Source organism: Acidianus manzaensis (assembly GCF_002116695.1).
Classification (GTDB): domain Archaea; phylum Thermoproteota; class Thermoprotei_A; order Sulfolobales; family Sulfolobaceae; genus Acidianus; species Acidianus manzaensis.
In genome coordinates, this window is the sequence record NZ_CP020477.1 from 2449032 (window position 1) to 2473890 (window position 24859).

Below are 24859 nucleotides of genomic sequence, written 5' to 3' on the forward strand. Positions count from 1 at the left end.
AATTATATTTCGAGTAACATGTCATTCAGAGGTCAAGTTATTTCAACAGAATTAGAAAATGGAGCTTCTTTAATGACTATAGATACTATAGTTTTTAGATATCCTAAAGAAAATATTACATCTAAATCAATGTTTGTAGTACAACCTAACGAAAGATGCATAGTTATTATTCAAGGACAAGTAGCTGGAGATTTACCACCAGGAACTCATAATATTCAATCGCCTAATAATGCAATTTCTCAGTTCCTTTCTAGATTTAGATATAGTCAATTACCGTATGATACAGTAGTATATTTTGTTTCAACAACAAGGCATGAGGTTAGAGTTGCAGGAGTAAGTCAAACTGATGATTTAGTTCCTTTAGAATACGAAGTAGCTACTTATTATAGAGTTCAAAATCCTAGCTTACTAATTTCTAATATTCAATTTCAATCTCAATACTTTAAAGATGGCGATCTATCTGCCTATATTTCTCCAGTTGTAGATCAAGAAGTTAGTTCAATCCTAAATAGAGTAAAAATAGTAGATGTGTTTAAGAGATTTTCAGATATTACAACTGCAGTAGCAGCTGCGTTAAAACAATTCTTATCTGAAATAGGAATAGAGCTAATCTCAGTTAGAATTACTAAATTATTCCCACAAGATCCAGAATTAAGGAGAATATTACAATTGATCGATTTAGGAATTAACAGCAATGATGCAATAAGATTAGGTTTAGCCAGAATATTAGCTGAAAAGAGCGATCCTGCAAGCGTAAATATGGCTCTTGGAATACCATATTATCCAGCTTTATCAGCAATAACAATAGGATATCCATTCTTCTTCCCACAGGGCAGAAGTGGACCAGCAGAAGCTGGTACACAGCTTAATTTACCTACATTGTTACAGCAAGTCTTTGGGCAGTCCAGCAATCAACCAGCTCCAGCGCAGACTACAGCGCAACCTAGACCAGCTGGTGAACCACATCAATGAATTCTAGAGATTTTAGTTGGAATATCGCGGCTAGTATAGGTTTTTCTTTCATTTTAACTATTGTAATGGTTATTATTTCATTATTAGTTAAAGCATTTTATCCTCCAAGTTTCTTTTCTTTTTCTCCAATAGAAAGCTTAATCCATTCTCCAGTAGAAGGAATTGTTCAGTTGATAATTCTAGGATTATTTGTAGCTTTTACCTATCCAGTTAGGACTAGAGTAGAAGAACAACAACTTCTTATAATTAGAAGAGTCTCCGCATATACTATAGCTGGATATATTGTATTTTCTCTTTTACCTTATGCTATAGTTACACCTTATATACAGACATTTATTGGATTAATAATAGCATTTAATATAATAAATGGTGCCATTGGCGGAGGAGCAGCTAGTATTCTTAAATGAAAATTCTTAGAGAAAATCTAATAATATATAACTGTTTATTTTCCTTATAAGAATAATCAAATATAATCTTATAAATAAAGTAAAAATTTGATATATTATAAAAAAGATTTAACTTGGAGGATTAAGAATTTTCTTCCTTAACGTAAAGTAATGGCTCATTACTTATGCTGGCAGTATGAGCGTGCTGCGATACTTGATAAAATATTTGGATACTAATGTTATAGTTTCCGCTAGGAATATACATTTTGTCGCTTTGATGATGCTCCTTGGTCAAAATTATAGTATAGTTAGCAAATTTCAGTATAACAGTAAAGTTGCTAAATTCTCCTCTTAATGCTCCATTATTTAGCATAAATGTATAATTTCCGCTTGTCTGTAAATTCATTTCTGCATTAGCTGTATAATTACCCTTCATTCCAGCTGTTAAATTTCCTAGATTAATATTTGCTGGTATAGTATAATATTCATGGTTACTAGATGTTATGTTATAAGATATATTTGCTAAAGTTCCAAAAATTGTATCACTTAAAACTATTCCTCCAATTATTAAAGGCACTATTAGTCCTATTAACAGGAGTTTATTCATTTTTCCTCTGATCAAAAATCTCATGTAATCTATAAAAGGAACGCGTTCCGGAACTTGAATGAAACAAAAATTAATCCTTTTTAATAACTTGATAGTAAATTTTTCCATTCTTTCTGACTTCTTGAATATAACCTAGAGAAACCAATTTTTTCACCCTTCTGTAAGCAGTTGTTTTTGGCAATTTAGTTACTTTGATAATTTCAGATAAAGTAGTTGCACCAGAATTTATTGCATTTAAAACTAGTAAATCTCTATCATTTAAAGTACTTTCTACTACCTCTTTAGATTCTCCTTCTTCTTCTTTTTCCTTATCCTCTTTCTTAATTTTTCTAAATAAATATAAAACATATCCTAAAACAGAATTAGTTACTACTAATCCTGAAATTGTAATTAAGAGAAGAAAGTTAAATCCATTTTCATGATCTAGATTAGATATAGATGAAGTAGACGAAGAAGGCAAAGAATATAGTATTAAAGCATTAGAAGAATAGAAAGTAAAATTTAGAAAACCATTTTCCTCAGCAAAACTTAGAGGTGCAGGACTAACGTAGCTTATATCTGAGTTAGGAGGAAGCAATACACTTAAAGTAAAATTGTAAGGCTCATAAATTTTGATTACACCCGTTGGAAAAATAGCATGATACTTTATTTCAGAATAATTGGAAAGATAAAGAGTATTATTTTCCCTAGAATAATTTCCTCCAATCACAATAAGATCTGTTATATTATTTCCAACTAAATAGAATTCTCCCTTATTTGCATAAGCAATAACTGAACCATTGTAGTAAACTGTGATGGAAGAAGAGTGAACAGCAAAAGAGAGCAGTGGAATCACAAGCAAAAGCAACAGAAGCTTCATATGCTAATTTAAGTATCCTAACTTATAAATGAAGATTTTTTCCGAAGTGTTCCTTATATAGTCCATCAATTAAAAAATAATATATGAATCAGAATACGTTGATAGCACTTCTGATAATCACATTAATAGCTAACGTTATATTAGGATTTGAATTATATTCAGCGTTACATCCGTCAATAATAGCAATACCTAGTAAAGAGACGTCTACTAAATTATATACTAATTCTACGACTTCTGCTTTTTATTCCTTTTCATTTAAAATAGATGAAAATCTAAATATTGACCATGAAGGAAAATATTTAATACAAATAAATCCTTCAAATTTTAAAGAACTATTTGTGATAATTTATTTTAGTAATGGAAAGACAGTACAGCTAAGTCTGAAAAATACTGAAGTAACACTTCATCTTAACAAACACGATTCTAACGTGACAATATACATTACAGGAGAAGCCTATACATTTTTATCAGAGAAGCAAATACTTAACGATATTAATCTAACAATTACTAGAATATCTGATTAATAATAAATGTTAAAAAATTCCGAATAAATTAGATATGTTTACTGGCAGTATAAAAATTATATATTAGATGTTTCATTTCTTTAGTTTTTCCTTAATTGCATTTCTTACATCATAAAACAAAATATTATTATGAGGGCATGCTTCAACGCAGTCTCCCACACCAACACATTTGAAAGACTTAAATTCTCCTCTCTTTATAAAGCTTGATCTCATGTCAGTTAACCCTACAGGACAAGCGTTAGCACAATCTACTGTTTTGCAACTTAAGCATTGTTTTGGATCTACTGCCTTTAATTTAAAGAAACCAAGATAACCAAATAACTGATTATAACTACCCCAAGCACATACTCCATGATTAACACAAGCGTAATTCCCTACAAATGGCATTAAGAAAAACTGAAAATACCAGATGAAATTAAAATATAGCATGACATAAAATACTGTTGGATCATTACCAAAGAATGTTATATTTGTTATTCCTTTACTATTTAAAAATGAAATTATTCCAAATATTATTAGTGAACTCCAAGTTATTATCATTATGACTTTATACCAAGATGCCAATTTAGACGTTAAAGTCTTCCTTCCCATTTTTGACATTCTATTATATTTTTTTAATGAATCTTGAAAAGTACCTTGAAGCATGAATGGAGCAGTACACGTTACAGAGCATATCTGCCTACCTCCAAAAAGTAAAGATAGAATAGCAGTGACTATAAAAGTTCCAATTATTCCATCTAACAGATAAGATGAGAGAACAGGTCCATAAGTCCCTAATCCATTAAACCACATGTAAGGAATATATTGAACTTTATTAGCCAAAGGAGAAAATGATGGAAGCCACGTACTATAGAAAGCATAAGCAAAAATCATTAGAAATATTCTAATTTTATTCTCAGTATTTTTAACCTCTATAAGTCTAAAAATTGCTAAAACTCCTAGCCAAATTCCCATAGTTATCATGAACCATACACTAGAAGTGACTGTAGCAAAAGCAGATATAAAATCAAAAAATATCATTAAAGGATTATCGGGACTAAAATACCCCAAAGAGAATATTGAGCTTAAAGAAAGATAGCCTGTTATAAAATCAAGGACACCAGAGGAAAACCAGGCTATTATAAATCCTAATAACAATAAAGAGAACGCTATTTTAGAATTCGAAAGATAATTCAATTTCATCATATTTTTCTCATCAAATACGCTATTTTTACTAGTTAATTTTTTACTAGTAATTTTATTATCTATTTTTATTAAAATCTCGTAAATAGATAGTCCTATTGGTATTGACAATATCAAGTAATAATAAGGTGAACTAATAGAGAAATACAATTTGAAGAAATACCATACAAATATGGTTCCAATATAACTAAGTAACTCCAAAGATATTTTTGTATATAGAGATTTCTTTAACGTATTATATAAATTTTGAAATATAAATCCCACTATAACTAAAGTTATTATAGTCAAAGGAATAGTGAAAAAAGGTAACAGAAAAGCTAATAACACTATATAAACCCAAATGAAATCTGAAATTAATTTATCTAAAAATTTTATTCTGAAATCTGAAAATTTTATTTTATATTCGTTCATTTATTTCACCCATTAATCTTAATATAATAAAAAAATAAAAAAACTTTTTTATAATAAAACTTTTTACACTGGATATGGAAATACTGGAGGATCGCTAAAGAACAATACCATATTAGAATTAGTAGTATTAAACAAGTCTGCTGGCGAGCTTATTCCAGGAATAACTACATCGACACCGGGTTCTCCTAATGTAGTCCATATTGGATTCTTGGCATTAGCCAATGGGACAGCACTATCATAAGTAGTCATAGCAGCTTCAAGAGCATTTATATTATTTAAACAATCTCCTGTAGGATCGCTTACATTAGATGGAACAATTTGAGTACATTGACCAGTTATTGGATTTGGATATATATTAGGGTTAAATACTAGAACTATTACTAAATACCATGGTATAGAAGTATTAGTAGTAAAAGTAACTAAATGCTCGTGAGCTGGAGTAGGCAATACACCTTCTGGTAATCCAAAAACTCCATTGTATATACCTAAATGTTCTTCAACTGCAGTAAATGCTGGAGAATATATCAAACTCATATGATCAGGACATGCAGTAGGAGTATCAGCAGCACCACATTGAGTTAATATAGTATATGTAGTGTTATTGTACGTAAACGTTGGAAAACCTTGAGCAGTTGCACCTAATTTCTGAACACCAAAAATTGACAATCCTGCAAAAGCTGGAACTAACACAAACATAGGAGCAGCACCCTTAGGAAAATCTGAAATATTACCTGCGCCTACTTCACATCCTTGAGCAACACTTATATTACTGGCAGCATTAGGGAAAAATACAGACCCATTAGGAGTACATTCAAATTGTGCAGTATACATAAATGTTATTACTTTACCATCATAAAATGCTCCGCTAGAGTTTACAGTTACTGGAATAGTTTTAGTTACAGTAGAAGTTGAGGTTACAGTAGATGTTACAGTAGAGGTTGAAGTCACAGTTACACTTGAAGTTTTCGTGGTTACTACCTTAGTTGGAGGCTTAGTAGCATATAATCCAAACCCTACAGCAGCAACTACTATTAGTAGAATAACAACTCCTACGAATACTATATTAGATATAGCTAATCTCTCCTTGTTTTTCTTTTTAACCTTTTTATCCATTTTTATCCTCTTAGTGTAACATTAAATTTTATGTTTTAAGAGTTAGTTAAAGAATATTTAACAGTTGGAAGCTAAGATTACTTTATTTAAAGATGTGTTAAAATTCATTAAACAGTTATTATGTAGAAATAATCTACTAGAATAGGTTTGAATAGAATATTTAAATATTTAATTCAATATAATAGTGATATACCAAATAATTATAATTTATTTAAAGTCTATAGTATATTAGAGAATGAGGACCAACTATGATATTCTTATTGCTAAATACTTCTTTTGCTTTTAGTTCAGAATTCATCTATTATAAAATCGATTATTAATTTTATGGACTCTGATAAAAATATTTTAGCCAAATCTCAGTAATATATCAGTTAAAAATCTCTAAAAAACGTATATGGTACAATATCAATAATATTCATAAATGACTCATTTTATATGTGAGAAGACTAGTAAATATATAAAGCTAAGTAGTTCACCTTAATACTAAGACATAATAAATTTACTTATTTTTTAAATATAATTGCTTTACTTAAATTTAATAAAACCTATACCACGAAATACTGTAAAAAATAATCTAACAATAATTAATAAAGCCTTTACACTATGAACAGTTATGAATAAAAGTAAGAGGATAAGGAATCTCAGTATAAGTATTCTAGTAGTAGTTGTAGTCATGATAGGAATAATAATACTTTCTGATCTTCATAGTACATCCCAAGATGCTAGCATAATAGGAAAGCCAATATCTCAATCCTTATATAATAATTTAATTCAAATAAGTAATTCTGGATACAATATTTCTGTAACAAATACATCATTACTTCATGTTATGCCATATAATTTCTCCTCTGATGGAAAACCAGCAGTAATATTTGTTGGAGCAGAGTGGTGTCCATTCTGTGCGGCAGAAAGATGGGCATTATCAATTGCGTTAATGAGATTTGGAAACCTTTCAAACTTAGAATATATGCTCTCAAGTTCATCAGATATATATCCAAATACACCGACATTTACTTTTGTAAATTCTTCATATACAAGTAAATACATTACATTTATACCAATAGAATACGAAAATAGAAACCATCAAACATTACAACCAGTACCGGAAAATGTATATAACGTATGGACAGAATATGGAGACCAGTCAATACCATTTATAATTATAGGGAATTACTATGAAGTAGGAACTCCAATAGATCCAGGCTTACTGTCTGGCAAAAATTGGACGTACGTCATCAACCAACTCCATAATCAATCATCAGAAATATATAAGCAAATTTATGAAGAAGCAAACTTACTAACGTACGCAATATGCCATGTAGACGGAGAAAAACCATATAGCGTATGTCATCAATTTATTCAAATACCACATCCTAATACTACACAAGATAGCCAGACTCAAACTAATGATAGATTGAAAAATCAAGCCTATCAACAATTAATTATTGATGATAAAGAAAGAAAATATTAATCAACAATTAGTGATTGCATATTAGAATCAATTAATGATTTAATTACATTCTGTATCTAAGAAAATGCATTTACGTAACATCCGTATTAAATAAGAGTGTTAAGAGAATTTTACGTCATTAGTTATTTACAGAAACATTTCCTTTATCCTCTAGATTAAGGACAAATAATAGGACCATTTAAGTTATTTATACATAGTATCCATAGATTAATCTTACCTTTCAGACGAAATCAGTGAATTTTCTCCACTACAATTGTAAGACTATTCAGTCTCTAAAAGCTTACTTAACCCTTTAATTAGATGTTCAGATTCACTTATTGTTTTTCTTCTTACAGAAACCATAACGTAAAATGTTAGACTAAAGTGATCAACACTGTAATCTATTAATTATAGATAGATGGTAAAGCGCTATTTTTGTCAGGATATTTAGGTATTAGCTTCATTTTTTATCACTAGTCTAGGATCTTCTCCTCTGGTAATGTAATCGTCTAAATCAGACAAATTGATGCTTTAATCCAGGTTTAATAACTATTCCTACTAAAAAGAGTCTAGCTACGTATGACGAAAATGGAAATTTGTTACCTTCATGGTTTGATGATAATCGAGTTTATGTAAGAGTTAATACTCCTACTGACATGTTCTTGTTAGATCTTCCAGAATATAAAGGAAAGGATTCTAGTTTATTTTCCATATTTTTTAGCAAGGAGAGAACAGAAAAATTTGATGTAGTACGAATTAATAACGAAGATGTTTATATTTCAAAAGACGAAATACCTGTTCCATGCAGAATAGTTATTTATGGTTATCTTGGATCAGGAAATAATGTAATTGGTTTCACACAAAATAAAGAAATTATTAAACTAACTTGCGATACACCTAATCAGTCTCAGAACATACCTAACGATGAAAAGAATAGACCACATCCTATAGAAGGAGAAAACAATAACAAATTAATCTTTGTGAAAGAAAATGGTGAATGTAAAGAACTAGCCAAATTACCGAGAGATAATTACAAGCTTGTTATTGATGACTCAGGGAAAACAATAACGTTTAATCAGAAAATTCTTTTTATGGGCATTACAAAGTCTTTAATAGACTTTACAAAGCCTACTTATATCTATTTTACTAATGCTATCCAACAGCTTATGATTATTAAAAAAGAATTTCGTGAGATCGATAATTTATCTTCTTATCAAGTTGGATTTTCTCAAATAAAATTAGAGAATTTTAAAGGAATTTTAGAAGGGGAAATAAAGGATTTACAATTATGTAACGTTATTTTAGGTTCTAATAATGCAGGTAAAACTACACTACTTGAAGCTCTTTATCTGTTAAGCGACATGGAGCAAAAACCACCGGGTTTTAATAATTCTTTTGAATTACTTAATTATCTTCATGGCAAAACAAGAACCAAAAAGTCAAAAATTGATATAAAATTCTTGTCAAGATTTTATTCAGGTGACATTAGAATTAAAGGAGATGAAAAATATGTTAATATATATGATGACAGAATTAATATAAATGGAGAAAAATATAAAGATGTTCAAGACTTAATAGTACCTGAAAAGAAAGAAATAGATACATTATTTTTCTCTCATAGACTTATTATTCCTTATATGAAGTTTATTATTAATAATTGGTCTAATCTGAGCAATAGAATAGACATAATTCAGCCTGTTCTTGACCAAATAAATAAGATGAGTAATGAAAAATATATTCTACTCACGTTAGAGCCTTACAATGAAAATTTAAGCCTTTATATAGTCAGAGAGGATAAAAGAAAGGTAAGATTAAACGATGTTGGAGAAGGTTTTCAGAATTTCATAATCTTCAAATTATTAGTCTCATACTTTTCACCTTCTATGATTTTGATAGACGATATAGAGAACCACATTAATCCCCTTTTAATGAGTAATTTCATTGAGGAGTTATCTCAGTTAGTTCATAAAAACAGACAAGTATTTGTGACTACTCATAACTTACTAGTAGCTAAGAATTTGCTTGAAGGATGTGGTGGAAAAGGAATTATCTTAGATATTGACGAGAAAGGAAAACTGAAAGAATTAAGTTTCTAATCCTATAAATCATATATCCATTCTCACGTGAAATATATTAAAGATTAGCATATTGAGGAAGTGAAATCTTTAAGTCTTTCTTAGATTACCTAAACAAGAGAAAGCTCAGCACTTATCTGTAAAAATCTCTCTAGACATAATAAGCTTCTGCTCTTACTGAAATAAAAGCCGTAATAGTTTTAAAAAGGAAAGAATTAATTTCTTTTACCCTTCAAGAATGAATAACTTTATATATTATAGTCCCCTCAGACTAGTCCTATGAGACTAGTCCTAAAAAGAAAAGAATGTGATGAACTAAGAAATGTTGAGTATTGGTTATTGCTTTACGGTAGAAGAAAAACTGGTAAAACTACATTAATAAAAAATTGCATTAAATATGATTATTTTGTAACATTAGCAAACGAAACAGAAGGATTATTAGAAAGCGGTGAAAGAATAAAGATAGAAGAGCTGTTAAAAGAAGTACGTTCTGAACTTAAAAAAGGAAGCAAAGTAGTTATCGATGAATTTCAAAGATTACCTGAAAAATTTTACGTAGACATTTCCACTTTTGATAAAAGCGGAATTTTAATTTTGTCCGGCTCTAGTTATGGAATTCTTAATAAAGTCTTTGATAGGAACTCTCCACTTTTAGGGTTAATAACCCCAAAAGAAATTCCAATTATCAGCTATGAAGAAGTCTTATCCCAACTTGAAGATCCGCTACTTTCTACTCTTTTTAGAGATCCATGGATTATTCCATTTATAAACTCTTATGAAGAATTTGTAAACAGAATAAAAGAATTTTCTTTAATTTCAAAAGGATTAATAGGAGAAGTGTTCAAAGAAGAAGAAAGAAGTTTGACAGAAATATATTATCAATTACTCTTAAGAGTAGCAGAAGGAATTTGGAAAACTTCAGAATTGGCTGGAATTTTACAAGTAAAAGGAGGAGAAGCAACTGTTTCTTCCTTAATGAATAAACTAAGCAGAATGGGATTGATAAAGAAGATTAGAACTTTAGGAAAAGAATACTATTATAGACACGTTTCTCCAGTAATTTCCTTGTCCTTATATGCTGAATCAAAATATTTGATTACAGAAAGAGACGTCAGAGTACATGAATTACCCATAGGGTTAGAAGTCCAATTTTCTATAGGCGAAATGATCAGTAAATATTATGGAGGAGATTTCGTTTACTCTCCAAAAGAAGATATTGATATTATAGTTATGAATAGAAAGAAAAGAATTATAGCGTTCGAGGTTAAAATGGGAGAAATAACCAAATCAGAAGCTAAGGAAGCAATAAAGAAAATGAGTAAAGTTGCGGAAAAAGTAGGGTTGATAAGCTTGAAAGATAAACCCCCAGAAATTGGTGATGTTTCAATAGGCCCTAAGGAACTGATAGAAATTTCTAAAGAATTAAACAAGAAAAAAGAAGAGAAATAGATACTAGGAATTTTTAGTTCTATATTGAGAGTTAAGTTCTTGAAAGCAGTTTACGAGTAAGTTTAAGCTTATTCTGATTAACTAATCACACTCTTTTAACTGTTTATTATAAAATTCATACTTTATTGAATCTTTTTGATCAGACTGATTAATTTCCTTTATAATTATGAAATTGATTCTGTTTTTTGTCTTTAAAATCTTGAAGATAGAAGTAGAAAATAAACGTTTAAATAAGTATTCTTAATAATTCTCTTTCATAGACTACTGTAACTAATCTATCATCTTTGTCAACTACAGCAATTACCGGAGCTTCAGTCTCTCTAAAATTCCTTATAACATCAATAACCTTAGACTTCTCGTCCATTATGTCAACATCATATTTGTCTAAATCCCTAACCTTAAGAGTCTCATACTCTGAAGGATCAATTTCTATAATTTGAGTAACAGAAATGTATCCTATAGGTCTATTATCTTCATCAACTACTACTAACGCCCTATATCCATTAGCAGACATTTTACTTATAACCTCTCTTAGAGTTTCATCTTCCTTGGCCACAATCATATTACTAACAACTTTTCCTATTTCCTGCGTATAGTATATCTTTTCTTTCCTTTGAGTCTTAGGCTTTCCATATCTAAATCTAAAAATTAGAGGAACAATCAAAGATGATAAAGCAATAGCCAAAGAAGAAAAAGAATAAGCAAAAGGCGAAATCAAACCAGCGGTTACAGCAGTTATAAGTAAGGATACATCAACGCCACCTTTTACAGAAGTCCCTAAAGAATTTATTATCCTATCCCAACCATAAAAATTCGAAGAAACAAAACCTGAAGCAATTTTAGATCCCAAAACTACTGCCAAAATAATTCCAGAGATTATAAGCAAATTCAAACTAATTCTCACGAAATATAAGCCTATACTGACGAAAAACAAAGGCTCAAAAAACCCATAAGTAAAACCATGTAACCTTTCAAGAATCTGAGGTCTATCCTTTAAGTAATCTCTAAGCAGAAAACCCAGAAAAAGCGCAGTAATTGCAGAATTAAAATCATACAATTCAGCTATAAATCCAACTATCAAAATTAGGGATATAATACTAGCAAATTCTATTTCTCTTACCTTAATGTATTTCTCTATCAACTCCAATGTTCTAGCGATTGACTTTCCCAAAGCAAATATCATTACGACTAATATAGCTATACCAACAATACTGGAAGTCCTAAAATTAGAATAAAATAAAGCAAATATTATTACAGAAATTATTTCATTAATCATAGATTGATAAAAGATAGAAATTCCAATCTTTTCCTTAACAATATTCAAATCAATTAATAACCTAGTTAAAGGACCAACACTAGTCATAGCTAAAGGTATTAAAATCAGAGGAGAAAATTCATGCAAATAATATAAAGTAAAACCAATAGCGACGATTGGTATTACCAATTCTATATCTGCAGAAATTAAGTCCTTAAGATTAAGCTTTATCCCTTCACCTAACTCCTCAGCACCAGCCAAAAATAAGAGAAAAACTATACCTAGGGACGTTATGAAAGAAATTATAACATTAATCTTTACGATATCAAGAACACCTTGACCTAGAATTATTCCTACAAATATTGGTCCAATAAACCTAACTAAGTTAAGCCTGCCTAACGCTTCTTCAGCTAACTTAGCCAGAATTAACATTATTCCGATGTAGAGTAAGCTTATTACTGAAATACTCATGATCCATATCTCGCATGTTAGCTTAAATGCTTATACTTAATATAAATTTAAAAAATAATAGAAGAGACTTAATTATAATTTTAGTTTGTTTTGAACACTTTCAATTCTTTTATAAAATTCTGTAGATAGATATTAATTTTACATGCATATTTTTCTCCAAATAAAGATATAAATAAGTTGAGTTTATGAAAATAACTTTCTAACAAAGAGCTGTTAACTTCAGCAAGCCTAAACTAGTAAATTAAATCTGCTACTTCCCTAAGAGCTTTGATAACACTTAGAGATTAACGAATCATAGATCCTTTCCTTACAGTTTGTTTTTACGCTAAATAAAATTGTATTAAATTAATTTTCCGCCATCGGAATTATTCCGTTACCGGAAATTTAAAATCCTTATAGTTATAAAGCAGACTCAGACTACTTAAATACTCTTACATTTGTAAGACATAGCATACTATTACACATTATTTAGCCTATCAAATTTTATTTCTCATTTCTTGTAAGCTAGAGAGGAATTTCTTTTTGACACTCAAGTTAAGATATGGATTTTGATTTGCTTCCAATATTACTTTCCCGTTTATCAATATTATTCCAATAGGTGTAAGCTTTGAAATTAAATACGCTCTAGAGTCTTTCGGTTCATCTGGTAAAAGTATGTAAACTTTATCACAGAATCCTCCTTGATTTTCGATCTCATTTATCAAATAATACATTGCCTCTCCTAAAGCAGTGTATAAATTCTTAGTTTCAGAAGAAGATTTTGCTTCAAAGCATAACACTTCCTCTCCTTTAACAGCAATTAAATCAATATCTGGGAATGCAATAATTGATTTAAATCTGGGTATTTCCTTTACATTTTTAAAGCAGGAGTATCCCTTGGACTTTAACATACTAGCAAATTCTCTAATGATTTCACTCTCACTTCTTGGTGCCTTCTTTTTACCTTCAGTAATTTGCAAAAGATTAAGAAAGGAACAGTTGTTACTTAGTCGCTCAAGAAACTGAGTTACTTCATCATTTTGAAAGACTGGATTACCCTTAAGTCCTACAATCACTTTCTCTCCGTAGAAAACGAATAAAGAGAAGGAAAGATCTTTATTCTTCCCACTTTTGAACTTATCTCTTGGATTTTTAATTGAAACATTTATTCCGTTTTCAAAGAGGATTTGCAGGTTATCTTGTAATAAATAATTATTTTCAAGATAGTTAGTATAAAATGATTTCTCTACCTCAATACTTAAGTCCCTACTTTCTACTTCTATTCCACATTTCTCTTTAACTGTTTGCAACATTTTCTCTATCTTTGCATCATACTGAACAAATATTGAGATTGAAAGAGGAATTTCAGTGTAAGTAGATCTAAAGTACAGTAGCTTAAACACAAATAAATAAGGAGCAATGGAGTTTAAAAATACCTTATTTCAATTGAGTTCAGTTTCAATAATAAGTTTCAGTGTAAATATCTCAAACAATATAAAAATTATTATTCATAATTAAGATTTCATCTTACAATTTAATAGAAGATGACGCAGTTTTAGTGACTAAAAATGTAAAGATAATATAAAGTAAAGCAACTTCTATTTTTTAGAGAGTTTTAAAGTTATAAACTAATATCATTATTTATCATAATCTTTTTCAATAAATCCATTTCTAATATTCCAAAACAGTTTGGAATCTTTAGGTAATCTATCTTTTTCCTCCTCATCAAGAACTATATAATCAACTCTACCAGATATATACTTTGAAATCATATTCATCCTTTCAAATACGGTTAATTTTTTAATTCCTCTCAATACAAATACAAGATCAATATCACTAGAATCTAAGTAATCACATCTAGCTCTACTTCCAAAAATATAAACTTCAGTTAGAGGTAAATCTTTAGCTATTTTCAATACTATGTTCTTGGCTAGATCTATCATTTTTTTCTGACTTTCTATTGCACTTTTTCCTTTACCCATTGTATCACCTCCTTAGCTCTCTTCAATAAATCTGTAGCCATGCTCTTACTGTATTGCTTGGCTGGTACTCCATTAGCAGCATCTGGATATCTTGATATAATAAAATGAGGTGATAGAATCATTGCATCTTCCTTAATATTTTGGGGAACCGAAACTCCCTCATTTTCAATTAGCTCTACAAGTTCAGTTAGGGAATTCATATCAGGGTCTTTGCCTAAATGTAGAAGCAACGCCTTTAGAATTTTTTCTACAGCTTGTTGGGAATAATATGCTGAGGCAAAGTATTTTCCGTTGTTAAGCAAGATCTCAGAAGCACTTAGATCCTCGTTAGCTTGAGCAATCCAATCAGTGTATTTCATATTAATATCTTATTGTAACAATAAAAAATAAACTAATTCTTATCGTTACTTCAAGTCCTCATCTACTTTAGAATTGGATTATCTCCTTATACCAATTAAGAAAAAAGAGAAATATTAATCTGAAACAAAAACTATTTGTTGAGTCTTCTTCTTATCGATCATCTATTTTATAATATCAATAGAAGTTTTCAAGTTCCAAATACAATCTACTTATAAACTTCTCCTTTATATATTTTCATCTAAGAAGATCTAAAATATTTCTTAATTTATCCAATCTACTATAATTATAATATATAATCTCTATATTCCCAAGTTTAGCGTTTCTTCTTAAAGTTTCAAGGTTCGCGGTTACTGGGTCTTCTTCACTGTAAATAAAAAGAGACTTAATTGTTTTTCCTTCTTTTATCTTTTTTATAGATTTTTCCAATTGTTTTGTTGCTTCAAAAAAGTTTACTCTTACTATCTTTTATTTCAATCAATATTGGATTAGAAAGTCCATTTTTAGTCTTTTCTACGCAATAAGCATCAGCACCTTCTCCGAAAATCCAGTCAAGCTTGACCCAAATGTAATTTTCATTCTGAATTATTGGTAGCATTACTAGATTCCTCGAAATTTCCGTTAAGCATTTCTTCTATAGTTTCATTTTCAATAGGTAAAATTGTCTCTAAGTTTTCTAATAAACCATTTTCATAAACCTTTCTTTCCTCAGCTACACCTTTTACTATTTCATAGATTTTGACTTTTTCTCTCAATAAATATCCTAACACCACGGGTATCCATACGGAGTGGGTAGTTATAAATAATTTTTTATTAAATTTTGCTATCTCCTTACCGACTTTAATCTGAGCGTCTGAATGAAGATTTATCTCAGGCTCTTCAATAATTAATCCTTTAATTGAAGGATGATTCGAAAATGCTTTAACCAAACTATACTGGTAAACTCCACTTGAAACAGCAGTGCCTATATTTTTATTATCCTTAAACACATCAAACCTTAACTGATTAGTTAAATCCCTACTTATAACAACCTTATGTCCTAGCACATCGAATTCTCCAGAGTAAACCCATCTTAAAGGATCTAAAATTAATGACTTTAACGGTTTGATAGGGTTAGGTGAGAAAACTGAAAAATTAATAAGCGGAAGCAAAGAAGGCAAGGCCATTCTTTCAGCGCTTAAATAAACAGAAGGGTACCATTCAGTGGAAAAGAATCTTTCTACTAAGACGGAAATGAACATTGATTTAATTTCTGTTATGTTACCCTTTACATGAATAGTTATATCTTTGGAAATAAATAAAGATATATTATCTTTATCTTTTGTTATTTCTAAAGAAAAACTATCTTGTTTAACCTCTATCTCATTAGAACCTAATTTTAAAGTATATTTATCTGTAGATATTTCTGAATTATCTCCAAATACTGAAGGATCAACAATTTTTTCCAAATTAGATTTAAGTACTTTAATTATCCTTTCTTTATTATCCTCGACAATCTTCTGAATATTTATTTCTACTTTATTTTCATCAAAGTTCACTTCACCCGATAAGGGAGGAAGAGAAGAAAACGGTGGTCCAAAAGGAGAAATAACAAAATAGAAAAGAGAAGATAATATCGTTTTTCCGGACGAATTAGGTCCTACAATCACTACTTTATCCCCAAACTCTAAATGCACATCCTCAATAGGACCTACCTTCTTAACTTCAAATTTCATAATTCTAAATACTCTTTGAAAATAATAAATTTAAAAATTAATGAAGCATATTTCGAGTATTTTAACTGCACAATAATAAAAAGATAGAAGTAGCATTCTTAATTCTCAAACATGGAATAACTGACGTGAAACCATGTAATAACCGTAAAAACTAACTAAGTTAGAGATATTTTTAAAGATTAAAAAATCTAAAAATTAGCAGAATACCATTCATATACGTCAAAGAGAAAAACGCAGAAACTTAAAACATCAGCAAATAATATAGATAACTAAAAAACCAGTTTCTTTTAGCTTTTCTCCCCAATCTTTTCCACTAATTCGCTCTCTTTACTAGCCTCTTCTAACGATTTCCCTTTAGTTTCTGGAACTCCAAACCAAGTTAACGCTGCTGCAATAAGCATCAACACTCCAAAAAATACCATAGCAACCTCCTTACTTACTGAAATGAATAGGACAGGAAATAAGAATGACGCGATAGCAGCTCCAGTTCTCCCCGAAGCTACAGTCATTGCTTGAACCAAACCTCTAACCTTAGTAGGAGCAACTTCAACACCCAACATTCCAGCGGTACTTATTATACCAGGCCCAACGCTCCCGGCAAATTCATGAAAACCGTATATTAGCAAAAGAACTATAGGAAGAGCGCCGATAGGAAGCAGAAAACCAAAGACCATTAAGAAAACTCCTTCAAATAAAGATCCTAAAGCTTGCAAAGGCTTCCTTCCAATCCTATCAATAAACGAAATCCCAGTAAACTTACCTGGAAAACCGAAAATAGCTGAAATCATCAAAGAGAAAATAGCAGGATTATAAATTCCTATAGACCTAGCGATCAAAGTTGGCCCAAATAATCCATTAGCATACCCTGTTAAATCAAACAAAAACCATAAAACAGCTGCAACAGCAAAAGTTCTTCCAGCCTTAGCGAAATAACTCCTCATCGATGCGCTATCTTTCAAATTCTCTTTAACTGCTACGTTAGTTTTAGTAATTTCCCTAACTACTTCATTAAACTTATTTACATCACCTTTAATTCTCAGCAAAAATCTACTAGTTTCTGGAACTTTTCTCCTTAAGTAAATTACCGAAGCTGCAGGAATCGCACCAGCAGCCAAAATAATCCTCCAAAGCATTGTTGCAGATATAAAAGGAGAGATTCCTACATAGAGAAGAGAAGCAGTTATATCACCTAAACTCCACATTAGACCAAATCCTATAGCAATTAACTTTCCTCTATCCTTAGCGTTAGAATGCTCTGCCATAATTAAAGGAGAAAGCACATAGTCAGCCCCAGTTCCTATCCCAACTAAAAATCTAACAATAGCTAATTCAGCAGGAGTTGAAACAAAAGCTTGCATTAATGCTCCTATAGTCATTATTGCTACATCCACTCCATAAAATGTTTTTCTACCTTTATTTGACAAATATCCAAATAGAATCGCACCTAAAGCTGCTCCTATAAATACTGAACCATCTAACATTCCTAACCAAAATTCGTACGAAGAACTACTCTTAGTTATTCCAAAAGTACTTAGTACGTCTAGGATTACCAAGCTAATAGAAGACAATAGATATCCGTCAGTAAAGACTCCCATTCCTGTAGTAAATAACGCCTTTATATGAAACATATCAAACTTTTTGCTATCCAACGGTTTAAACACATCTGTTAGTTTCATAAATTAAAACAAAATTAATCTTTTTTAAATATATCGTATTTATTTTATATATAAGATAAAAAAGTATATAGTACGAAATAGGATATATAGATTTTAGACTCATTAATCGATAAAATATTATTTCTAACTTTGTTTTCGAAGTTTTGTTTATATCACCTATAACATAAAAATGAAGCCAATAATATTATCAACCGTTCAACCATTTTTAATAAGGTTATAGACAAGAGTACATCAAAAATTTTAGAATTATCAAAATGTGAAGATTATTCGTATGAGGTTTGGGTCTCATTGAATTTCATATATTTTGTATTCAATTCTTAACCCTTGGAGTTCATCGAAGTTAAGTATGCTCATCCATCTCCCTCCAATTAGGGGTAACCACGCTCATCCGTAGAGGGTGATGAAACCCCCACATCTTGGCTGTTCATTCTTACCCCATTCGGGAATTTCCCATCCACATCTAGGGTAAGCTTCCCTAATTTTGTCTTGCATGCAAAGTATACAATTTTTACGCTTAAATGGAAACAGTTTGTTACGGCAGTTTACGGAAATTATGTTTTAGCTTAATTTGCGATGAGTAATCAGTGTCTTTTTAATTATCCTTTTTAGTGTATAGCTTTATAGAGATATGTTTAAACTAATAAGACAAGTTAAGTTCTTAACATAAGCTTACGTTGCATCTTCACGAGAACACTAATTTGCAAATAGCAGTAAAAGAGATTTTAAAGGGGTCTATGTATTAATTTCTAACTAAACAAAAAATCTTAAATATCTCTTATAAAGTTTTTATTCTAGAAGTAAGATTTTTATAATCTGGTATTATAGCTCCTTTTCTATATTTAACGCCGGTCAATTTATAGAATTCCTTAGCTAATTCCTCTGAAGTCTTCTTATCCAACTCCTCAATTAATTTTTCCAATCCCTTCTTAACATCTTCAAAAAACTTTTCATCACCTTCTACAGGCACATCTTCATCAGTATGATAATAAGGAATTAAATCATCATTATAAAGTACAATTCCAGGATATCCCTCTAAAATATAAGAAAAATGATCAGAAAAAGGAGAAGGCATCTCCACCCTCTTTACCTTAAAATAGGAAGAATAACTCCATAACTCAGGGGTAGAAGAAAAAACTACCCTATTTGGGAAAAGCGCATCTAAAGAGATTGCTACGAAAGTATCATCCTTCTTCATCTGCATAGAACCAGTACAGCACTTAGGACCCTCCTCAGAAGAAAAGAAAACCAGCTTAACTCCATGATTTTTTACTTTAGGTCTAAGAGATAAAGCCAAAGAAATACTAAACAAATTATCGTGAAAACCAGTCAACCAATGATCAACATGAGCACCAATTACAAAATAATCGTTATACCTCCCCTCAGAAAGAGTGACCTCCAAATTATAAGAAGAAGACTCAACCAAATCTCCCTCACCACATAACTCAATCTCATCATCATCTTTAACATCCTCAGTTATAACAAAAGAAACAGGTCTTCGATAAGGCATTACAATCCTTCTCCTCCTTTTATCTACGAGTATATAACCTTCAAAATCAGTAGAACCTTTTACATCAAAAGGATGAGAAGGCATATACTCTTTCTTAAACTGTTTATTAACCTTACCTTTTAAACAACCAGAAGTGTAAGGCAGGAGGCTAGCCTTTATTTTGTTTCCATTTACATAAACGTCTTCCCTTTTTATATTCCAGAATTTTGTTGAAACTGGATATCTTTTGATGGGAAGAGAAATACTTTCTTCAATTTTCTTTAAAATTTCCTTTTCTTGAGCTCCTCCATGAATAGCCTCTCCAAAGGACAAAAGAGATTTAGAAAAATTGACATCCATGGTTTACTCTCTAATAATTTTATATAAAAACATGATAGCTAATAGGACGTATTTCACTCAGTAGTTTACGGAAAAATTCCTTAATTATCTTTTTCATTAAAAGATGATGAAGAATTCTCTTGACTAAATTAGAATTTTTATCTTTGTTGTATAATTATAAAAAGAATATCCTATTTAAATCTTTAATTAAACTATGTAGTGTGTGCACTATTTGAACACTTTATGTTAATTCTACGTATTGTTCTATTAGAGAGAATAGCCTCATTTTTCAGATATTCCACAAGCTATAAACGATGTTATTAAAGTGTTAATTTCCGTAAGCTACTATAATATTCCCAGTGCATTTGCGATAATATACACTTTATATCATACTAGAAACTGAGTTATTTGATATAATAAAATTAAATATAATAAAAATTGATAAATTAAATTATAATAGTATGCTTACGATGCTTGACCATTTACCGGAATAGTATAAGGTGGAATTAACGTCGTAACTGTCATTCCATAACCGTTAGGTTCTAATAGTGTCATATAGAGCTCAATATAATCAACAGTAAAGCTTTCTATTGAGCTGTACTCCTCTTGTTGACTTGGAGTTGGAGGAAATACGCCTGGAGCAAATATTGAATTAACAGGAATACTTAACGTCAAAGTATATTGCTTTACACTTAATGGCGGAACTTCAATAGGATTATTTAAATTATTTTGAGCACTACCATATAATGTTGCTTCTACAGGCTGAGAACCTGAAGGTCCATTAGGACCTAGAAGCCCAAATTGATATACTTCATCTGCCTTCATGGAAATTTGAACAGCATTAAATTCTAAAGTTTGGTTGCTAGGATTACCTATTTCCAATTGAACTTTGACAACTAGTGGAGTAGTGACATAATAATAATTTTGGTTACCAGATAAACTAGGGATAGAATATGCTGGAAATATTGAACCGTCAGTTACTTCGCTAGGATTTACTGATAGAGTAACCGGTGAAACCCATGCGCCTAATTCATACCAGTATCCTCCTTCAAATTCACCATTAATGCTCCCGCTAAACGTTTGAAAACCATATGTAGCTAACGATAGAATTCCTCCAGGTTTAGAGAAATTTATAATTCCATCAAAAGTTCCATATCCATGATTATCAGATAAAGTTAGCATACCGCTAAAATCATTTATAGTAGTATTAAATGGAGCCGGGAAGAAAGACAGAAGACTAGTAGGAACTGAAGTAGCAATTACTTGAGTAAGGCTAGCATTACTAAACGTTCCAGATATTAAAGGAGAAACTGCTAAATTACCCAAAATACCATACATTCCACTACTTGTTAACTCTAAATTATCTATATTTCCTTGTATATATCCATTTTCATATCCATAAGATGAACTATATAGTGAATATAATTGGCCACTTTTAATAGTACCATTTATTATTAAAGAGTCAATATCGCCAGATATTGTAGTAGTTTTACCTTTATCATTTATTGACTTGCCATTCACTACACCAGTTACGTTACCATTAATTTCCAAACTACCATTAAGGTTTTCTATTTTTATGTCATGTCCTTCTCCACTAAAAGTGATATTTAATCCACTAGCACTACTTATAAAATAGTTATTTAATATATTACTAGGTATACATATTTCTCCACTAAAGTTACCGTATATAGAACCTATAATAAAACTATTATTGAAAGTTATACTGCTAGCTGTTCCCTTTTCAAAATAAATTGGATAACCTTGGTTACTTCCAATACTACCTGTGAAGCTACCAGACAATGTTAAATTACCACCGACAAAAACACCATTCATTTCTCCTTTAAATATAGGATAGGGCAATGTAGTCAAATAACCTGATTGTTGTGGTGTAGTATATGCAATTGGTCCATACCAATATCCATCATAGCTAAAAGATCCTGATGAACTACTACCTAAATATGCCCATGTAAATACCATAGTATTGGAATTTTGACCATTAACATCATGAATGAATTGGAGTATTGGAATTCCATCTCCTGTTTCGCATATTATTTTAAATTCTGGTTCTTCTATTACACTAAAGTTGTATGGATCTATTTCACCTATTCCTACAGGTTGTGGTAATTTGGTATTAGGTAAAACATAAGGCGATGATGCGTAAATTATATTTCCGAATTGAGTAACTGCAGCAACATCAGATGCTTCAGCTACGTTTCCGACAGGTATCTGTATTGCTGGATATCCATCAAACGTAGATTTAGCATTTGATAAAGACACTGTTATTGGGTGATCTATAGTAGTCCAAGTTGCTCCCTTAAATACTTCGAAATAGCGAATTTCTAGATTAACTGGCGGATTTTGATTATTTACAAAAACAAAATATGCAGAACCATTACTATATATAAAGTATACTGGAGAAACTGATACTCCAGCAGCGCTAAGTTCGGTGGGTTCGAAATCTCTAAATTGTTCAGTAGCTAAATCCTTATAAGAATTTGCATTTTCCGCTTGTTGCGCTTCTACAGTAGGCTGAGAAAACATGTAAACTCCTAATGGTATAAGCACTGCCAATACTATTATGAGGAGAATTAAAAAACCAATTATTTCAGATAATCCCTTTGTATTTTTTATGTTTTTCATAACCATTGATAACCCACCTCTATATATTTACCTTGGATTTGTACAAAAAATAGAATAACAGGAGAATACCCTTTTTCATTGGAAAATGTTATTGTTTGAGGAGCTCCTACAATACTCTTCCAAAGAGTAACGCTACCTGAATACATTTCTTTAAGATTAGTGAAATAAAGCGTAGCTGAAGTAGGCGTAGGGGAAGTATCATTAATATTAATATTTGACTGTATAGATGGGTTTTCATACTGTGGAGTTACTAAACTACTTCCATATAGAGAACTAGGAGCATAAAAAGCAGTAATATAAATAGTTCCATTATAATTGAAATCTTGTGGAACTATAAAAAGTGATTCTTCACTTCCTGTAGTAATATTATTACTGATTTGAAGATACAATCCGCTCGAGATGTCTTGAGCTTGATTTTCAATTGTGACACTATTGAATTGATTACTTGCATATACAGATGATAAACCAAATATAACTAAACCTATCAAAACTGTGGCAACAATAATGAGGAAAACACTAACAACATTCTCCATAAATTACACCCTTCTAATTAAATACTAGTTTTACTTCTCTTCTATATAAATATTTGCTTTTAAAAAGTATAGTAAGGTTAAATATGTCATCTTTTATGATTATTTGTTCAATCTGAATTTTTGTTTATCTGTTGAATAACAAGAGATATAATATTTAAAAAATGTTTCTAATAGGAAATAAGTAATTTTTTTAATAGCAAAGATATATAAAAATTCTACATTAATTTATATTTTATTAATATAATTATATCTAATATAAAGTAAAGAACAAAAATACCATTTTTCTAACTGGCAAACTTTTACTATTAATGAGACTCAATCTTAACAATATACTACAAGGAATTTTTATAATAATTTATCTTTAAATTGCATAAGTGAATAGAAGATATAATTGTGTAATTTAAAAAGATATAATTTATTAAGATACTTTAGACTATGCACTAAAATGAACGTAACTTCTTCTCTTTGTTTCATTAAAAAGTTTTATCTAGTATAGAAGTTTACAGAAATTCATATGACTTTTTCGTTAAAAAGTAATGCCAATTTTCTTAATCAAATTAGACTTAATTTTAAATATTTGTCTTATAATCATAAAAAGAATTAATCTTATCTAATCTTACATTAAACAGTTTCGGTAAGGCGTTAATTTCCGTTAACTACTAGTAATAACTTATTTGAATAGTAAAGATAAGGTAAAAGTATTGAAAGTTAACTGCTATCATAAGCCTTTAACTTCATACGTTAATTATGTTAAGATATTTCTACTAAGCACTGTTGATGTTAGGGCTTAATTAGAACCAGATATGAAAACTTTCTATTAAATTTCTGCAGATAAATGACGAACCCTTAACAAAAGATTCTGTGCACAAAAGCCTTATTCTAAAGTAAAATTATATGAAGTCAGTTTATACATATAGAGATATATTTTTAGATAAAAAAGAAAAGTTTCCTTTAACTGATAGCAGTTTCGTTAGGATATAAAGTTGCAAATACAGTAACATTATAAGCTTGTAACTGTATTATTAACGTAGTATTCCAGAAATATTTGCTAACACTTGATATACTAAAATTATAGACTAAAGGTAAAGGTAAATGTGAAGAATCTGCAGTAACATAATTAGTTATATTCACTATTTTCCCATAATAGATGCTAAATACTCCAGTTAATGTAAAATTAGAATTTCCTCTAAATACTATAATTTGAGAATTAAATGGAGAAGAGTTGAAATAGATTAAAACGCTTCCTCCATTTATCTGATTTTGAGCTATTTCAGCAAAATCAGGAGATTTAACGGAAGGTTTTGAATAGTTTAATAATAGATAATAAGCAGGAATTAAAATAACCAAAATAAGTATTAAAGCAATTAAAAAAGCAATTAAAGCTGACTGAGCTTTCAT

At 30.1% G+C, this 24859-nt stretch carries 21 protein-coding genes; 6 read left to right on the plus strand and 15 right to left on the minus strand.

Annotation, left to right across the window (positions count from 1 at the left end; genetic code table 11):
- The first annotated feature begins 18 nt into the window (after positions 1–18).
- Positions 19–972 carry an SPFH domain-containing protein gene (locus B6F84_RS12785; protein ID WP_148692600.1) on the plus strand — a complete coding sequence of 318 codons (954 nt, stop codon included), beginning with the start codon at positions 19–21 and terminating at the stop codon, positions 970–972.
- Positions 969–1379: a hypothetical protein gene (locus B6F84_RS12790; RefSeq protein ID WP_148692601.1), complete on the plus strand. Its 411-nt coding sequence runs from the start codon at positions 969–971 to the stop codon at positions 1377–1379. The genes B6F84_RS12785 and B6F84_RS12790 overlap by 4 nt, the downstream gene beginning before the upstream one ends.
- A 121-nt stretch (positions 1380–1500) precedes the next feature.
- Here B6F84_RS12790 and B6F84_RS12795 read toward each other — a convergent pair whose 3' ends face one another.
- Positions 1501–1965 (minus strand): hypothetical protein, encoded by a 465-nt coding sequence (locus B6F84_RS12795; protein ID WP_148692602.1) that lies wholly within the window; start codon positions 1963–1965, stop codon positions 1501–1503.
- 70 nt (positions 1966–2035) lie between these two features.
- Entirely contained in the window at positions 2036–2824 is a 789-nt protein-coding gene (locus tag B6F84_RS12800; protein ID WP_148692603.1) for a helix-turn-helix transcriptional regulator, read from the minus strand.
- Positions 2825–2907: 83 nt separating this feature from the next.
- Between B6F84_RS12800 and B6F84_RS12805 the strand changes: the two genes are divergently transcribed.
- Positions 2908–3348: a hypothetical protein gene (locus B6F84_RS12805; protein ID WP_148692604.1), complete on the plus strand. Its 441-nt coding sequence runs from the start codon at positions 2908–2910 to the stop codon at positions 3346–3348.
- A 72-nt stretch (positions 3349–3420) separates the two neighbouring features.
- Here B6F84_RS12805 and B6F84_RS12810 read toward each other — a convergent pair whose 3' ends face one another.
- Both B6F84_RS12810 and B6F84_RS12815 read right to left on the minus strand, forming a co-directional pair.
- Positions 3421–4941, minus strand: coding sequence for a 4Fe-4S binding protein (locus B6F84_RS12810; protein WP_148692605.1), 1521 nt, complete (start codon positions 4939–4941; stop codon positions 3421–3423).
- Positions 4942–5004: 63 nt separating this feature from the next.
- Positions 5005–6054, minus strand: a complete 1050-nt coding sequence (locus B6F84_RS12815) for a hypothetical protein (protein ID WP_148692606.1) — start codon at positions 6052–6054, stop codon at positions 5005–5007.
- Positions 6055–6667: 613 nt separating this feature from the next.
- On the opposite strand from B6F84_RS12815, the gene B6F84_RS12820 reads away from it, so the two are divergent.
- The 3 genes from B6F84_RS12820 to B6F84_RS12830 all read left to right on the plus strand — a co-directional run bounded on the left by B6F84_RS12820 (position 6668) and on the right by B6F84_RS12830 (position 11028).
- A complete protein-coding gene (locus B6F84_RS12820) occupies positions 6668–7525 on the plus strand; it encodes a DUF929 family protein (protein WP_148692607.1) in 858 nt (285 codons plus the stop codon).
- A gap of 575 nt (positions 7526–8100) precedes the next feature.
- Positions 8101–9600 carry an ATP-dependent nuclease gene (locus B6F84_RS12825; protein WP_148692608.1) on the plus strand — a complete coding sequence of 500 codons (1500 nt, stop codon included), beginning with the start codon at positions 8101–8103 and terminating at the stop codon, positions 9598–9600.
- 258 nt (positions 9601–9858) lie between these two features.
- Positions 9859–11028: an AAA family ATPase gene (locus B6F84_RS12830; RefSeq protein WP_148692609.1), complete on the plus strand. Its 1170-nt coding sequence runs from the start codon at positions 9859–9861 to the stop codon at positions 11026–11028.
- A 226-nt stretch (positions 11029–11254) separates the two neighbouring features.
- On the opposite strand, the gene B6F84_RS12835 is transcribed toward B6F84_RS12830, so the two are convergent.
- The 11 genes from B6F84_RS12835 to B6F84_RS12880 all read right to left on the minus strand — a co-directional run bounded on the left by B6F84_RS12835 (position 11255) and on the right by B6F84_RS12880 (position 24859).
- Complete coding sequence (locus tag B6F84_RS12835) at positions 11255–12754, minus strand: cation:proton antiporter domain-containing protein (RefSeq protein ID WP_236748972.1); 1500 nt, start codon at positions 12752–12754, stop codon at positions 11255–11257.
- A gap of 476 nt (positions 12755–13230) precedes the next feature.
- Complete coding sequence (locus B6F84_RS12840; protein ID WP_148692610.1) at positions 13231–14136, minus strand: PDDEXK family nuclease; 906 nt, start codon at positions 14134–14136, stop codon at positions 13231–13233.
- 234 nt (positions 14137–14370) lie between these two features.
- Positions 14371–14715 carry a nucleotidyltransferase domain-containing protein gene (locus B6F84_RS12845; protein ID WP_148692611.1) on the minus strand — a complete coding sequence of 115 codons (345 nt, stop codon included), beginning with the start codon at positions 14713–14715 and terminating at the stop codon, positions 14371–14373.
- Positions 14691–15074 (minus strand): HEPN domain-containing protein, encoded by a 384-nt coding sequence (locus B6F84_RS12850; RefSeq protein ID WP_148692612.1) that lies wholly within the window; start codon positions 15072–15074, stop codon positions 14691–14693. Before B6F84_RS12850 ends, B6F84_RS12845 begins: the two co-directional genes overlap by 25 nt.
- A 440-nt stretch (positions 15075–15514) precedes the next feature.
- Entirely contained in the window at positions 15515–15670 is a 156-nt protein-coding gene (locus B6F84_RS13935) for a hypothetical protein (RefSeq protein WP_187152699.1), read from the minus strand.
- The gene (locus B6F84_RS12855; protein WP_148692613.1) at positions 15648–16787 is read right to left on the minus strand and encodes an AAA family ATPase; all 1140 of its coding nucleotides are present in this window, start codon (positions 16785–16787) and stop codon (positions 15648–15650) included. The genes B6F84_RS13935 and B6F84_RS12855 overlap by 23 nt, the downstream gene beginning before the upstream one ends.
- 287 nt (positions 16788–17074) lie before the next feature.
- On the minus strand, positions 17075–18463 hold the full coding sequence (locus tag B6F84_RS12860; RefSeq protein ID WP_148692614.1) for an MFS transporter: 1389 nt from the start codon (positions 18461–18463) through the stop codon (positions 17075–17077).
- Between the two features lie 775 nt (positions 18464–19238).
- A complete protein-coding gene (locus tag B6F84_RS12865; RefSeq protein ID WP_148692615.1) occupies positions 19239–20309 on the minus strand; it encodes a M28 family peptidase in 1071 nt (356 codons plus the stop codon).
- Between the two features lie 444 nt (positions 20310–20753).
- Positions 20754–22928, minus strand: a complete 2175-nt coding sequence (locus B6F84_RS12870; protein ID WP_148692616.1) for a bactofilin family protein — start codon at positions 22926–22928, stop codon at positions 20754–20756.
- Positions 22925–23461 carry a hypothetical protein gene (locus B6F84_RS12875; RefSeq protein ID WP_148692617.1) on the minus strand — a complete coding sequence of 179 codons (537 nt, stop codon included), beginning with the start codon at positions 23459–23461 and terminating at the stop codon, positions 22925–22927. Before B6F84_RS12875 ends, B6F84_RS12870 begins: the two co-directional genes overlap by 4 nt.
- A 951-nt stretch (positions 23462–24412) precedes the next feature.
- On the minus strand, positions 24413–24859 hold the full coding sequence (locus B6F84_RS12880; RefSeq protein WP_148692618.1) for a hypothetical protein: 447 nt from the start codon (positions 24857–24859) through the stop codon (positions 24413–24415).

Bases quoted from the DNA above. Each gene is read 5' to 3' on its own strand.
- B6F84_RS12820 (WP_148692607.1), top strand. From the start codon at position 6,668: ATGAATAAAAGTAAGAGGATAAGGAATCTCAGTATAAGTATTCTAGTA.
- B6F84_RS12870 (WP_148692616.1), bottom strand. From the start codon at position 22,928: ATGAAAAACATAAAAAATACAAAGGGATTATCTGAAATAATTGGTTTT.
- B6F84_RS12810 (WP_148692605.1), bottom strand. From the start codon at position 4,941: ATGAACGAATATAAAATAAAATTTTCAGATTTCAGAATAAAATTTTTA.
- B6F84_RS12850 (WP_148692612.1), bottom strand. From the start codon at position 15,074: ATGAAATACACTGATTGGATTGCTCAAGCTAACGAGGATCTAAGTGCT.
- B6F84_RS12815 (WP_148692606.1), bottom strand. From the start codon at position 6,054: ATGGATAAAAAGGTTAAAAAGAAAAACAAGGAGAGATTAGCTATATCT.
- B6F84_RS12845 (WP_148692611.1), bottom strand. From the start codon at position 14,715: ATGGGTAAAGGAAAAAGTGCAATAGAAAGTCAGAAAAAAATGATAGAT.
- B6F84_RS12785 (WP_148692600.1), top strand. From the start codon at position 19: ATGTCATTCAGAGGTCAAGTTATTTCAACAGAATTAGAAAATGGAGCT.
- B6F84_RS12790 (WP_148692601.1), top strand. From the start codon at position 969: ATGAATTCTAGAGATTTTAGTTGGAATATCGCGGCTAGTATAGGTTTT.
- B6F84_RS12830 (WP_148692609.1), top strand. From the start codon at position 9,859: ATGAGACTAGTCCTAAAAAGAAAAGAATGTGATGAACTAAGAAATGTT.
- B6F84_RS12805 (WP_148692604.1), top strand. From the start codon at position 2,908: ATGAATCAGAATACGTTGATAGCACTTCTGATAATCACATTAATAGCT.
- B6F84_RS12795 (WP_148692602.1), bottom strand. From the start codon at position 1,965: ATGAATAAACTCCTGTTAATAGGACTAATAGTGCCTTTAATAATTGGA.
- B6F84_RS12800 (WP_148692603.1), bottom strand. From the start codon at position 2,824: ATGAAGCTTCTGTTGCTTTTGCTTGTGATTCCACTGCTCTCTTTTGCT.
- B6F84_RS12875 (WP_148692617.1), bottom strand. From the start codon at position 23,461: ATGGAGAATGTTGTTAGTGTTTTCCTCATTATTGTTGCCACAGTTTTG.
- B6F84_RS12880 (WP_148692618.1), bottom strand. From the start codon at position 24,859: ATGAAAGCTCAGTCAGCTTTAATTGCTTTTTTAATTGCTTTAATACTT.
- B6F84_RS12860 (WP_148692614.1), bottom strand. From the start codon at position 18,463: ATGAAACTAACAGATGTGTTTAAACCGTTGGATAGCAAAAAGTTTGAT.
- B6F84_RS12865 (WP_148692615.1), bottom strand. From the start codon at position 20,309: ATGGATGTCAATTTTTCTAAATCTCTTTTGTCCTTTGGAGAGGCTATT.
- B6F84_RS12835 (WP_236748972.1), bottom strand. From the start codon at position 12,754: ATGAGTATTTCAGTAATAAGCTTACTCTACATCGGAATAATGTTAATT.
- B6F84_RS12855 (WP_148692613.1), bottom strand. From the start codon at position 16,787: ATGAAATTTGAAGTTAAGAAGGTAGGTCCTATTGAGGATGTGCATTTA.
- B6F84_RS13935 (WP_187152699.1), bottom strand. From the start codon at position 15,670: ATGCTACCAATAATTCAGAATGAAAATTACATTTGGGTCAAGCTTGAC.